The sequence below is a fragment of the Aliamphritea ceti genome (genome assembly GCF_024347215.1).
Taxonomy (GTDB): domain Bacteria; phylum Pseudomonadota; class Gammaproteobacteria; order Pseudomonadales; family Balneatricaceae; genus Amphritea; species Amphritea ceti.
This window is the reverse complement of sequence record NZ_AP025282.1, coordinates 4,744,408-4,756,416: the sequence shown is the minus strand read 5'-3', so window position 1 is coordinate 4,756,416 and position 12,009 is coordinate 4,744,408. Positions and strand designations below refer to the sequence as shown.

12 protein-coding genes and 1 other RNA gene are annotated in these 12,009 nt (G+C 47.5%); 4 read left to right on the top strand and 9 right to left on the bottom strand.

Features of this window, described 5'->3' with window-relative positions; all coding sequences use genetic code 11:
* Positions 1-14 precede the first annotated feature (14 nt).
* From OCU49_RS21500 to hemC, 4 genes are read right to left on the bottom strand one after another with little or no spacing between them, the layout of a single operon-like run.
* Positions 15-1,331 carry a heme biosynthesis HemY N-terminal domain-containing protein gene (locus OCU49_RS21500; RefSeq protein WP_261842581.1) on the bottom strand — a complete coding sequence of 439 codons (1,317 nt, stop codon included), beginning with the start codon at positions 1,329-1,331 and terminating at the stop codon, positions 15-17.
* Complete coding sequence (locus OCU49_RS21495) at positions 1,332-2,585, bottom strand: uroporphyrinogen-III C-methyltransferase (RefSeq protein WP_261842580.1); 1,254 nt, start codon at positions 2,583-2,585, stop codon at positions 1,332-1,334.
* Between the two features lie 2 nt (positions 2,586-2,587).
* Positions 2,588-3,394, bottom strand: a complete 807-nt coding sequence (locus OCU49_RS21490; protein WP_261842579.1) for a uroporphyrinogen-III synthase — start codon at positions 3,392-3,394, stop codon at positions 2,588-2,590.
* On the bottom strand, positions 3,387-4,328 hold the full coding sequence (gene hemC / locus OCU49_RS21485) for a hydroxymethylbilane synthase (RefSeq protein WP_261842578.1): 942 nt from the start codon (positions 4,326-4,328) through the stop codon (positions 3,387-3,389). Before hemC ends, OCU49_RS21490 begins: the two co-directional genes overlap by 8 nt.
* Positions 4,329-4,627: 299 nt before the next feature.
* Between hemC and argH the strand changes: the two genes are divergently transcribed.
* Positions 4,628-6,022, top strand: a complete 1,395-nt coding sequence (gene argH / locus OCU49_RS21480) for an argininosuccinate lyase (RefSeq protein ID WP_261842577.1) — start codon at positions 4,628-4,630, stop codon at positions 6,020-6,022.
* A gap of 327 nt (positions 6,023-6,349) precedes the next feature.
* Positions 6,350-8,329 carry a methyl-accepting chemotaxis protein gene (locus OCU49_RS21475; RefSeq protein ID WP_261842576.1) on the top strand — a complete coding sequence of 660 codons (1,980 nt, stop codon included), beginning with the start codon at positions 6,350-6,352 and terminating at the stop codon, positions 8,327-8,329.
* A gap of 79 nt (positions 8,330-8,408) precedes the next feature.
* On the opposite strand, the gene OCU49_RS21470 is transcribed toward OCU49_RS21475, so the two are convergent.
* Complete coding sequence (locus tag OCU49_RS21470) at positions 8,409-8,921, bottom strand: glycine cleavage system transcriptional repressor (RefSeq protein WP_261842575.1); 513 nt, start codon at positions 8,919-8,921, stop codon at positions 8,409-8,411.
* A 158-nt stretch (positions 8,922-9,079) separates the two neighbouring features.
* On the opposite strand from OCU49_RS21470, the gene OCU49_RS21465 reads away from it, so the two are divergent.
* Together OCU49_RS21465 and OCU49_RS21460 are read left to right on the top strand one after the other, a co-directional pair.
* Positions 9,080-10,003, top strand: coding sequence for an AEC family transporter (locus tag OCU49_RS21465; RefSeq protein WP_261842574.1), 924 nt, complete (start codon positions 9,080-9,082; stop codon positions 10,001-10,003).
* A gap of 170 nt (positions 10,004-10,173) precedes the next feature.
* Positions 10,174-10,299: a hypothetical protein gene (locus OCU49_RS21460; protein WP_261842573.1), complete on the top strand. Its 126-nt coding sequence runs from the start codon at positions 10,174-10,176 to the stop codon at positions 10,297-10,299.
* A gap of 106 nt (positions 10,300-10,405) precedes the next feature.
* Here OCU49_RS21460 and OCU49_RS21455 read toward each other — a convergent pair whose 3' ends face one another.
* The 4 genes from OCU49_RS21455 to OCU49_RS21440 all read right to left on the bottom strand — a co-directional run bounded on the left by OCU49_RS21455 (position 10,406) and on the right by OCU49_RS21440 (position 11,821).
* Positions 10,406-11,017: a 5-formyltetrahydrofolate cyclo-ligase gene (locus tag OCU49_RS21455; RefSeq protein ID WP_261842572.1), complete on the bottom strand. Its 612-nt coding sequence runs from the start codon at positions 11,015-11,017 to the stop codon at positions 10,406-10,408.
* 10 nt (positions 11,018-11,027) lie between these two features.
* Positions 11,028-11,207: non-coding RNA, 6S RNA (gene ssrS / locus OCU49_RS21450), on the bottom strand.
* Between the two features lie 108 nt (positions 11,208-11,315).
* Positions 11,316-11,615, bottom strand: coding sequence for a cell division protein ZapA (locus tag OCU49_RS21445; RefSeq protein WP_261842571.1), 300 nt, complete (start codon positions 11,613-11,615; stop codon positions 11,316-11,318).
* Entirely contained in the window at positions 11,612-11,821 is a 210-nt protein-coding gene (locus OCU49_RS21440) for a TIGR02449 family protein (protein ID WP_205659874.1), read from the bottom strand. Before OCU49_RS21440 ends, OCU49_RS21445 begins: the two co-directional genes overlap by 4 nt.
* Positions 11,822-12,009 lie beyond the last annotated feature (188 nt).

The window sequence follows — 12,009 nt, the reverse complement described above, 5'->3', positions numbered from 1 at the left end:
GTTAAACCTGGTTTTTAACTGATTGGCTTGAAGCGTGGTTTCGCATGAATATGATCATCTGAAATGATTGGCTCAGGCTTAGTTATAGCGACTGCTTTTTCCGGCATAGGTAGCTGTGGTAAACCATTACCTATCAGGCTGAAGTTATTCTCGATCAGTTTCAGTGTGCGCTCAGTTTCACCCATATGCTGTAGCAGGCGAGCCAGTTCACTCAGTGTCTCTGGTCGGGATTCTTCTTCCAGACTCTGCTCAAAGTAATCAACAGCTTTGCCCCAGTGTTGGTTACGCAGGGAGAGCCGGCCAAGTGTCAGTAGCAGATCAGCATTCATTGGATAGTCATTCAGAAAGCTTTTCGCAAACTCAAGCTGCTTCTTGGCATCACTGCCCTGAATACGACCGTAAAGGGCAATCAGTGAATCGTCCCAGTTGCGTTTTAGTAAGTCACGGATAGCCGCTTCAGCTTTTTCTTCAGCACCAATGCTTACCAGCAGATTAGTGTAGTGGCGAGCTAAAACATCATCACTGCTAAGCTGTCCTGGCATATTGTGCCAGGCGGTGCCCAGCGCTTTGGCTTTTTCTTCGTTGTCAGCATGGGCTGGTAACTGGCTGATACTTTTTTCGAGAATATTGCTGTAACAACGCTGCTCAGTTTTTAATAACTTGGCAGGTTTTACTGCATTATGCTTGCGTAATTCCGGAATCAGTTTGCTCAGTGCCGACCAGTCATTCAGCTGAATATATACTTCTCTCAACAGCTTCATGACATAAGTGTTTTTCGGGGCTTTCTTGTTCAGATCAAGCAGGGTCGCCAGACAAGGTTCATATTGTCCACGGGATAGCAGGATTTGTGCCTGACTTATTCCTACGGCAATTTCAGCCTGTGGCGCAGCGTCCCGGGCTTTATTCAGTAATTCGTCGCAATCGGCATCTTCGCCCTGTTCATGTGCAGCACGGGCAGCAGCAAGATAGCTAATCAAAGGTAACTCCGACTTATCGCCGGCCTGGGTCAGTAAACGCTGAGCCTGCCACCATTTACCTTCAGACAATGCGATTAAGCCTTTCAGGCTCTTAGTATTGGCAATGCGCTGATTGCGTCCCTGACTCCACAGGCGAAACCGCTGGCCTGAGCGTAATGATCCCCGTAACAGGTTAAGTGCCCAGTGAAACAGGAAGAACACCGCAAACATGGCTATCAGAAATACCCAGAGGCTCATTTCAATAGTGACATTGTTATAGGCAATCAGTGTATAGCCTGAATCCTGAATCATCAGCTGGCCCACCCAGGCGCCAGCAAAGAGAAGGATTAGCAGCAGTATTAATAACTTTTTCATTTATGCTGCCTCCTGTTCCTTTAGCTTACGCATGTCCTGAAGGTACTTTTTCAGGGCATTTAGCGAGCCTGAAATGTCCGGCAATACAGGAGATACATTGATCTGCTTAAGTTCTCCTAAGCTGCGAACCAGCGCTTTAGTTGTGCTGTCATTGGATTCGAAGTATGTCGCTATCCAGCCTTCAGCTTTTGTCAGGCTGTTTTCATAGGTGCTGGCTTTGCGTTGTAGCAGCGATAACTGTGCCTGCTCCAGCATCAGGTGAAGATTCTGCTGCAGGTAATAGTTCTGTTGTGGCGACAGTAAAGGTTCAACCGGCGCATCACGGTCCTGAATGACAACCAGCTGATTAAATTTGTCAGCAATGGTTGCCCAGGCTTTTTTGAGATTATCAGTCCAGGTTTCTGTGAATGTCTCATTGCTGACATCGGCAACAATTTCCGGCAACTTGTGCTGTTCAGTCAGGGGGATAAGTTTGAGCTGGCTGACTTGCGCATTAAGTGCGCCAAGACGCAGGAACAAGCCTTCAGTATCCAGCTCAGGCACTGCTTCAAGTGCAGCAACGTCAGCTGCCAGAGCTTTACGTACCGCGTAAATAGTAACGTCGTCGGTTTCTTTTAGAATCTTATCGGCAGAACGTAGTAGTTTCAGCGCGCCCTGAGGTGTTTGCTCCATCAGTACTCGCTGGTTAGCCAGACGCAGCAGGTATTCTGCTTCAGCTAGGATCCAGTCTTTACGGGTGTTTTGCTGGGTCGCTGTAATTTGCTGAATACTGCGGGTTAAACGGGTTTGCAGTTCTTCGATATTAGCTGCATCAGCGTTAGCTTTGCTTTCCAGCGCCTGTAGCTGGTTATTCAAATTGCTGAGCTGGCTGTTTTGCTGTTGTTTACTTGTCTGCAGCTTATCGTCCAGTTCAGAGCTAGCCTGAGCCTGTGTTGCCGCGACGTTGTTTTTTGATTCAAGTTGTAACCAGTAAAGGTAGCCGACTCCGATAATGGCAAGCAGTGCCAGTAGCAGTGCAATTTTGCCTGCCCAGCCAGCGCTTTGCTTGGTAGGCTTTTTGCTTGGGGAGTCCGTGTTTGCCGAATTCTGTGCTGATTTTTTCACGTCTGGCTTGTTCTCTTTAGTATCGCTGTCTTTAGCGGATGCAGAGTTTTCTGCTGGCTTTTCCACGGGGGTATCCTTCTCAATGATCTCGCCTTCGATGACGTTGGCATCGGTCCTGGTGTTGCGGTTATTTTTCCCGTTCTTTCTCATTGTTATTCTTCCACGTCGATCGTCGCGATTAGTGCCTGAACCATAGCCTGGCTGTCGGCTCCCTGAGCAATATAAACTTTTCTACAGCCGTGGGCTGTAGCTAATTTGGCTACTCTGGCGCTGGGAACTAACAGGCAGGTCGAAAGTATCTGACCGCGTTGTTGCGAGTTATGTTCCTGATGGCTGCCCAGCAGGCTGAATAAATTCTCCAGGGCTTCGCCACTGGTAATAAGAATAGCGTCCAGAGAACTGTAAATAGTACTGTTGATCTGGTGCGAGGTATAGTCCGGACGGCTGCGCCGGTAGAGTTCGGCGTATTCGGTCCGTGCACCTCTGCTTTGTAAAGTCTCGGCAAGTAATGTTCTGCCGCCTTCACCGCGCATAATAAGTATGCGTTGTTCTGTGATGTTTTGCAGGGAAGGATGACTCAGTAATGCTTCAGAATCAGTGCCTTTCAGGCTGATGCTGGCTGTTATTCCATATTCAGCAAGAGTTTCTGCAGTTTTTTGTCCAATAGCGTGCCAGATTATCCCAACAGGTAGCTGAGGCCAGTATGTGTCAATCAGTTCACCGGCAAGGCGGGCAGCATTGGGGCTGACAACAATAATCTGTTGATACAGATCTAGATCGAGAACTTTTTGCTTGAGTAGCGCAAAGCCTGCACCTGCTTCGGAGACTGGTGTTATTTGCAGTAATGGCAGACGAACAGGGATTGCGCCCTGTGTTTCCAGAGTGCTGCAGATGCTATGGGTCTGATGCTCTGGCCGTGTGACCAGAACACGCAGGCCCTGTAAAACGGAGTTAGCCATTTTCCCGGTAAACTTCTGCCAAAATTTTGTCTGCACCGGCTGCCAGCAGGCGCTCGGCAAGCTCAATACCCGCCTGTTCTGCACCCGCAGCGTTAGTGGTGATCTCATCGCGCAGAACTTCTGTACCGTCGGTGCTGGCAACCAAACCGCGCAGGTAAAGCTGGTCTGTTTCATCATCCAGTGTTGCATAGCAGGCGATAGGAACCTGACAGCCGCCTTCCAGTCGGCGGTTCATTGCGCGTTCTGCAGTTACCCGGCTGGCGGTATGTGTATCATGCAAAGGTGCGAGCAGTGCCTTTGTCGCAGCGTCTTCGCTACGGCATTCTATACCTACAGCACCCTGGCCGCCGGCAGGTAAGCTTTCTTCAGGAGTGATTTCACAAGCGATGCGGTCTGCCATTTCCAGGCGTAATAAACCAGCTGTTGCCAGGATGATTGCATCATACTGACCTTCATCCAGCTTGCGCAGTCGGGTGTTAACGTTGCCGCGCAGGGTTTTAATAACCAGATCCGGGCGACGTTCACGAATCTGTGCTTCACGGCGCAGTGATGAAGTGCCAACAACAGCACCTTGCGGCAAATCGTCGATATTCTTGTAGTTGTTGGAAACAAAAGCATCAGTTGGCTTTTCCCGTGGACAAATAACGGCAAGCTCCAGTCCTTCAGGGAATTCCATTGGCACATCTTTCATCGAGTGCACTGCGATGTCGGCTTCGTTCGCCAGCATGGCAACTTCCAGTTCTTTAACAAACAGGCCTTTACCGCCAATTTTAGACAACGGCGAGTCCAGTAGTACATCGCCCTTAGTCGTGAAGCCCAGCAATTCAACCTGAATGCCCGGATGGTGGCGTTCCAGTTCAGCTTTTACATATTCGGCCTGCCATAGAGCAAGCGGGCTTTGGCGGGTAGCTATACGGATAACGGGAGTTGTCATGAACATATCCTGGAGGGCTGTCGTAAAGGGCTAAGGCCCGTACTGAATAAAAGAAATGATTTTACCAGAATCCGGAGGGCTAAAGCAGCCTCAAATGCGCGGCAGGTTATGATCTTCATCAGGCTTTATTCCGTTCTTACCGACGAACAGGGCATTGTGGATAAATGTGAGTCCAATCTGCCGGTGAAGACTAAGAAAATATGCTGGCGGATGTGTCGGCTATGGGTGAGTAATGTATAATGCAGGCCCTTAATTCCGGATGAACATCAGGTGGCCTGGTGTTGAGTATAGAGGTAAGTATGAGCGAAGAAAAAACCAACCAGCAATGGGGCGGCCGATTCAATGAACCGACGGATGCATTTGTAGCCCGTTTTACTGCGTCGGTTGAATTCGATCAGCGTATGTATCGTCAGGACATCGAAGGCTCCGTGGCGCATGCGAAGATGCTAACTAAGGTTGGTGTACTTACCGAAGCTGAATGCGACGATATTCTTAATGGTCTGGCTGAAATTCAGCAAGACATCGAAGCGGGTAATTTCGAATGGTCGATAGAGCTGGAAGATGTTCATATGAATATCGAAGCGGCATTGACTAAGAAAATCGGTGTTACCGGCAAAAAACTGCACACTGGCCGTTCACGTAATGACCAGGTAGCGACAGATATTCGCCTGTATGTACGTGATGAAATTGATTTGGTACTGGCTGAAATCAATCGTCTGCAGCAAGGCATTATCGGTCTTGCCCGTCAGGAAGCCGCTACAGTGATGCCAGGTTTCACACACTTGCAGACTGCTCAGCCGGTGACATTTGGTCATCACCTGATGGCATGGTTTGAAATGCTGAGCCGGGATTACGAACGCTTCGCTGATTGCCGTAAGCGGGTCAACATATTGCCACTGGGTGCTGCGGCACTGGCTGGTACTACTTATCCGATTGACCGTCAGATGACGACTGAATTGCTTGGCTTTACAGCGCCGACAGAGAATTCACTGGATTCAGTATCTGACCGGGATTTCGCGATTGAATTCTGTGCCGCTTCCAGCGTAATGATGATGCACCTGTCACGCTTCTCTGAAGAGTTGGTACTTTGGGCATCTGCGCAGTTTGATTTCATCAACCTGCCAGATCGTTTCTGCACCGGTTCTTCCATTATGCCGCAGAAGAAAAATCCGGACGTGCCTGAACTGGTTCGTGGTAAGAGTGGTCGTGTTTACGGCCATCTGATGTCGTTGCTGACGTTAATGAAGTCTCAACCGCTGGCATACAACAAAGATAACCAGGAAGACAAAGAGCCACTGTTTGATGCAATTGATACCGTAAAAGGCAGCCTGCGGGCCTTTGCTGATATGGTGCCGGCTATTGAAGCTAAGCATGACAACATGCGTGAAGCTGCTCTGCGTGGTTTCTCTACAGCGACTGACCTGGCTGACTATGTGGTTCGTAAAGGTATTCCTTTCCGTGATGCACACGAGATCGTTGGTAAAGCTGTTGCTTACGGTATTGAGACCGGCAAAGATCTGGGTGAAATGACACTGGAAGAACTGCAGCAGTTCTCAGACGATATCAGTAACGACGTATTTGATGTGTTGACACTGGATGGTTCAGTCAGCGCGCGGGATCACATTGGTGGTACTGCGCCTAATCAGGTTCGTTTAGCATGCGATCGTGCTGAGCAGATGCTGAAACAGCGCTAAGTTATAGATTTTGTTTGAAAACCGGTACTGAGAAATCAGTACCGGTTTTTTTATGTCTGGTAATTAGGGGTATCTGTGAGCGATGGGGGGATTTTATGGGTATAGACTTTTGTTTAGTCTGCGGCTGCCCATCTTGAGTAAATGACAAGAGCTTTGCTCTGTTGTTAGCCGCTTAACTGGCATAACCTGTCATAAAGGTCGTTTTCAGACGATTTTTTCATATTTTGTAAGATAAAAATTATACGAATAAAAAGAGCTTCGTATCAGCAGAAGCCAACATGCAGTTAGCTGTATATAACAGTTAGTGTTTCTTCGGAGGTTTTTGGGATGAACGTCAGGATCACCCATAAAATTGCTGCCAGCTACGTGCTGATGGTGGTTTTTATTATAGTAGTAGGTAGTGGCGGCTTTCTGGCCAGTCGCTCGATCTCGCAAGAATTTTTCAATGTTACCGACAATGTAATTCCTAATCTGTCGGGCAGTTACCGGCAAATGATTTACCTTCAGGAAGCCAATGAAGCTTTATTCACTGCTCTGGGGCAGGCTGACGGTGAAGGTCTTGAGCGTGAGCGGGAAGTGTTTACGCAAAGTATTGAAAAGTTTAATGCTGAACAGGAAAGTCTGTTAAGCCAGGTGGCGGATCGACCTGAGCTAATAGCAGCACTGAACGATGTAAAAGCGCTGAGCGAGCGTTTTAACAGCGAAGCGCTGACGGTTATGGATGGTCATGCTGAGAGTTTGATTGCCCGCCGTAAAGCGATAGAAGCGGATATTACCTTTCAGAGCCAGGGCGATGCTTTGAACGCCTGGGTGCAGCGTTTTGCTATTGCGCGTAAAGGTAAGCCTGCCGGGAAACTGGTGCAGAAAATCACCAAAACATTAGGTGTGCATCGTTTTCAGTTGGTTGCGTTTAAGCGTTCTCAGGATATTAATAAGCTGGATGAGGCTTTAGCTGCCAGTAATGGCGCACTGCGTAAAGCTTATGATGATCTGTTTAAAGCGGATAAGCTTGCCCGTGGTGTAAAAGTAACGCTTGGGCAGGTAGAAGCGCAGTTATATGGTGACGAAGGTTTGGTTGCTTTATATCGTCAGAAGCTGGCTGCCGACCAGGTGCTGGCTGAACATATGCTGGCACTGCGCGCGATTCTGGCAGATACCCAGACTGCGGTGAATGCTTATATAGATACGACCTATCAGTCAGCAATGAATGCCCGGGATAAAGAAGCCGAATCGGTTGCCCTTAGCAATACACTGATTACTGCTCTGTCGATTGGTGCAGCAATTTTTGCTGCAGTGATTGGCTGGTGGATTATGAAAACAATTAATGTGCCACTGTCAGTGATTAAAGCACGCCTTAACCGGGTAAGAGACGGTGACTTACAGGTAACGTTCGATGATCAGCGTAAAGATGAATTTGGTGAACTGAGTATTGATCTGAATGCGGTTGTTGCTAGTCTGAGAGAGATTCTGCAGCAGATTTCAGAAGGTTCGCAAAAACTCTCGGATGTTGCGCAGCAGAACGCTGCCATCAGTCAGCAGACGACCCACGCTATGTCAGAACAGAGCGAACAGCTGGAGCAGACCTCTTCAGCAGCTGTGCAAATGGAACATAGTGTTGAGGAAGTGGCTAACCATAGTCAGACTACGCTGACAGCGGTGAAAGAGTTTGAAAAACTCAGTGTCGATGTTAATCAGCAGATGAGTAATACCTTACACAGCATCGAGACTCAGGCTGAAGGTATTGATCAGGCGATGACAGTGAGTAATGAAATGTCTGCCTTTGGTGAACAGATAGCATCTATTCTTGATTCTATTCAGGGTATTGCCAATAAGACTAACCTGTTGGCACTTAATGCTGCGATAGAGGCTGCGCGGGCAGGGGAGCAGGGCAGAGGCTTTGCCGTCGTTGCTGATGAAGTACGGGGGCTGGCAGCACAGACACGCCATTCTGTGATGGATATACAGACCATGGTAGAAAATATGCAGAACAGTATTCAGCGGGTAGGGGAAGTCATGAACGACAGTTATGACAAGACTCAGGATTGTGTCGCGAATGCCAACCGTTCCCAGGATGTTCTTAAGTCTATGAATGATGCTGTGGCGCATATTCGCGAACTGAATGCGCATATCGAAGAAGCTTCTGCGCAGCAGTCCAGTGCTGTTGCACAGGTGAGTCAGACGCTGGTATCTATCAGTGAAGCAGCTGGTGAAACTGCACAGGGGGCTGAACTGGCTTCCGGTAGCAGTACAGAATTGCTGGACTTTGCTAAACAGCAGCAGGGATTAATTCAGCGCTTCAGTATCTGAGAAGATAATGACTTAACAGAACGAAAACAGCCCGCATGATGCGGGCTGTTGTGCTTACGGCGCTTGTAAAATAAGCAAATCAGTTCAGGTTGAGATCAACCATCAGATCGTTGGCAATATCTTCAAGTGCATTTTGCAGATCGTCCAGTTCGACTGAAGTCGGAACCCGGAGAGATGCTTCTGCTTTAAACAGTTCTTCAGCAGACATAGAACCACTGACCAGTTCGGTACTCAGACTTTCCACATTGATTTTCAATGAGTTAAGCGCATGAGAAATTTCACGTACGATACCAGGCTTATCATGGCCGATAAGCTCAATAGTGACATGCTGATAGGTCTCTTCAGGTGCAGCATCTTTGCTGGCCTGAACATTGACGTTTAAGCCTTGAGACTGAAGGTCATTCAGTGCTGCTGTTAGTGCTTCACTGTTACCCTGTGGGACTTCAATGATAAGGATGCCGGCAAACTGACCAGCCAGGCGGGACATACTACTTTCCTGCCAGTTACCCTTGTGGTTGGCGATGGTTTCGGACAACAGTTCAACTAAGCCCGGTTTGTCCTGTGCGATAACGGTTAAGACTAATGAAGTCATAGTCCTTTGCTCCTGTGTTATTACTACTTGGCGGTTAACCAATGTCTGGTGATACGGGTGTGCCGTGCCCGTAGCAACCTTAAGACAGAAAGATTGATACTTAATGTTGTTATGCACTTCAACATCAGAACGCCTTTAGTAAGGATAGTTATCCCATTATGAAAGACATTCTTATTGCTCTCTGGCCCGTATTTATATTGTTATTACTGGGTTACACAGCGAAGCATAGCCAATTCTTACACAAGGAGTTCTGGTCCGCAGCAGAAAAAGCGACCTATTTTGTCCTTTTCCCCGTGCTTTTAGTCTATAAATTGTCGCTGGCGGACTTTTCCGGCATTGATTTTGTGAATGTGGCCGGCTGGATGGTTGGGTTAACGTTAGTGTTTTCAGCCTTACTGGCTGGCTTGCAGTGGTGTATGCGTTTTAGCTGGCCGGTTTTTACCTCAGTCTTCCAGGGCACAGTCCGGTTCAATACATATGTTAGCTTTGCGGTTATCGCCGGCATATTAGGTGATGAAGGGGTCGCTATTCTGGCGGTATTACTGACAGTTATGATTCCGGTGGTGAACCTGTTATCTGTAGCTGTCTTTTCTGCCGGAGATAAAAACATCTCATGGGTGGGTGTTGGCAAAAGTATTTCGCGTAATCCGTTAATTATTGCCTGTTTTGTGGGGTTCTTATTGAACCTTAGCGGCTTTGGATTGCCCACTGTAGTGGCGTCAGTAGCTAGTTTGTTGGCAGCAATGGCTCTGCCCTTAGGTGTGCTGTGTGTCGGAGCCGGTTTAAGACTGGATACACTCAAAAAGCCATCTTCAGCTTTATTACTGAGCTGTATGTTGAAGTTATTATTGATGCCCCTGTCGATGTTAGGGTTGGCGTGGTTGTTTGTCGAAGATTATAGAGTGGCAATAACTCTCATAATTTTCAGTGCCTTACCGACTGCTCCCTCTGCTTATATCTTATCGCGCCAGTTAGGCGGCGACAGTGAAACCATGGCGGCGATTATTTCTGTGCAAACTTTATTGGCTTGCTTAAGTTTGCCAGTTATTTTAATGATTTGTGTGAAAATAGTCCTAAAATGAATTAGAAAGTGGCGCTAAGTCACTAAAGTTATTATTTTTTTCTAAATATTGGTATAAACTTGTCGATATATATTGGGTAATTGCAGGGAAAAGCTTGCAAATATTTCCTGTTATGGAAAACTTACCCGCTATTTTTTTTAGTGCCAAAAGTATGAGAGGGCGAAAATACCATGAAGAAAGGACCAGATATAATGGTGATTCTGGTTGCGGTATTTGTATTGGGGACAGTCATTACTGGCGTAACCAATAGTGATATTGAGCTGATATCTGTTGTAAGTCAGGCATTTAACGGCTAATCAATCTTACCTTTCCTGATGCCGATAGTTAGTTTTGCTATTGAGTCATGCCGGGGCTGTATCAGACAGCAGGCCGGCACTCCCTTCTAAATTCCTGACAAATATTTTATTTACTGCTGTAAAACGCTTTATCTGAAGCGATACCTTCCAGCGGAATATCCCAGCTGGCTATCTCCAGTTTTTCTACTTTCTGTAAGTCGTGTGCCAGGCCAATCATTTTAGTGCCACCGCCCTGACGCCATTTCTGTTTAAAAGAGAATGTCCGGTCGTAGTAGCCGCCACCCATTCCCAGGCGTCCGCCCTTAGGGTCAAAAGCAACCAGTGGCAACAACACCAGATCCATCGCCCATGCAGGGCGTCTTGGCTGCTTCACTTCAGCAGGCTCAAGAATCTTGTACTTGTTGTTATGCAAACGGGTGCGACGGGTATAAGGCATAAACCATAAACGGTTATGTTTTACCGGATGCAGGATAGGCAGGTAGCAGTTTTTACCCAGAGACCAGCATAAGTCGATAATAGGCTTAGCGTCGATTTCACCGTCACTGGCGAGGTAAATGGCAACATTTTTACTTTTCTTGAAAGCAGGAAGGCGACGAATAGTGCGCAACAGACCCTGAGCGGCGTGTTTATGTTGCTGTTCGGAAAGACCGCGACGTTTACGGCGCATTTCGCGGCGCAAATTCTGGCGGTAATCGGCAGTAGATACAGATTGGTTCATACGCAAATATGACTCCCCAGGGCAATAAGCGTTGGTTGTGGCCCTGAACCCGAAGGTTCAAGGTGGTAGCCCCTGAATAACATTAGGCTTTCCGTCATGCGGACATGCACACCAGTTATTCGAGAAGCTTCCGGAAGTGTGTTTATCGGCTCAAGGGACGTAACCAATCGACCGAGAAACCCTGGGGAGCTGCGAGCCATTATACTCTTGAAAGACCGAATGTCAGCTCTTGAAAAAAACTAAATCTGTGTTATTTGCAGAGTGTGTTTTTCAGGCCGGAAGACAGTGTATAAAAGGGCTAGTCCTGTTGTTTTGCAGCATCCAGAGTCGCCTGGATTTTGTCACTTAAGCTTTTGATATTATCACTTAAATTTTCAGGCTGTTGTTGTCTGAAAGCGATATATTCATGTGAGATATTCAGCGCTGCCATAATTGCGATGCGCTCCATACCGATAATTTTCCCGGAGGATTTAATTTCCAGTAATTTACTGTTTAAGTGCGCCGCTGCCTGTTGTAATTCTGCTTCAGCTTCTTCCGGACAGGCGATCACGTACTCTTTTTCGAGCAGTTTTACCGCGACATTTTTAGCTTTACTCATGCTTCCTGTTCCAGTGATTTCAGACGGGTGATCATGGCATCGACCCGTTTCCGGGTGTCATTGTGCAGCTGTTGTAAACGGTTACGTTCTTCTTTCAGCTGGGTTTCCGACCGGTGCAGGCGACGGTTTTCCAGTTCCAGTCTTTGACAGTACTGGATCAGTTGCTCGACTTGGCTCTCAAGGGTGCGCAGATCTTGCTCGCTCATAACGGTTACCGGAGGTAAAAGGCTCTTGTTTAACATAGCTTTAAAGACGAATGCAACGACCGGAACAAATTCACTGGCTCACCGGGCTGCCCGCATAGAGAATGCTACCTGTTAATGCTAGGATGTAGAACATCTTCGCAACAGAATTCCTGTCATTTTGAATAGCCGTTGTGGCATAGGGCTTACAG

Bases quoted from the DNA above. Each gene is read 5' to 3' on its own strand.
- OCU49_RS21490 (WP_261842579.1), bottom strand. From the start codon at position 3,394: ATGGCTAACTCCGTTTTACAGGGCCTGCGTGTTCTGGTCACACGGCCA.
- OCU49_RS21475 (WP_261842576.1), top strand. From the start codon at position 6,350: ATGAACGTCAGGATCACCCATAAAATTGCTGCCAGCTACGTGCTGATG.
- OCU49_RS21500 (WP_261842581.1), bottom strand. From the start codon at position 1,331: ATGAAAAAGTTATTAATACTGCTGCTAATCCTTCTCTTTGCTGGCGCC.
- OCU49_RS21465 (WP_261842574.1), top strand. From the start codon at position 9,080: ATGAAAGACATTCTTATTGCTCTCTGGCCCGTATTTATATTGTTATTA.
- OCU49_RS21460 (WP_261842573.1), top strand. From the start codon at position 10,174: ATGAAGAAAGGACCAGATATAATGGTGATTCTGGTTGCGGTATTTGTA.
- OCU49_RS21440 (WP_205659874.1), bottom strand. From the start codon at position 11,821: ATGAGCGAGCAAGATCTGCGCACCCTTGAGAGCCAAGTCGAGCAACTG.
- OCU49_RS21455 (WP_261842572.1), bottom strand. From the start codon at position 11,017: ATGAACCAATCTGTATCTACTGCCGATTACCGCCAGAATTTGCGCCGC.
- argH (WP_261842577.1), top strand. From the start codon at position 4,628: ATGAGCGAAGAAAAAACCAACCAGCAATGGGGCGGCCGATTCAATGAA.
- OCU49_RS21445 (WP_261842571.1), bottom strand. From the start codon at position 11,615: ATGAGTAAAGCTAAAAATGTCGCGGTAAAACTGCTCGAAAAAGAGTAC.
- OCU49_RS21495 (WP_261842580.1), bottom strand. From the start codon at position 2,585: ATGAGAAAGAACGGGAAAAATAACCGCAACACCAGGACCGATGCCAAC.
- OCU49_RS21470 (WP_261842575.1), bottom strand. From the start codon at position 8,921: ATGACTTCATTAGTCTTAACCGTTATCGCACAGGACAAACCGGGCTTA.
- hemC (WP_261842578.1), bottom strand. From the start codon at position 4,328: ATGACAACTCCCGTTATCCGTATAGCTACCCGCCAAAGCCCGCTTGCT.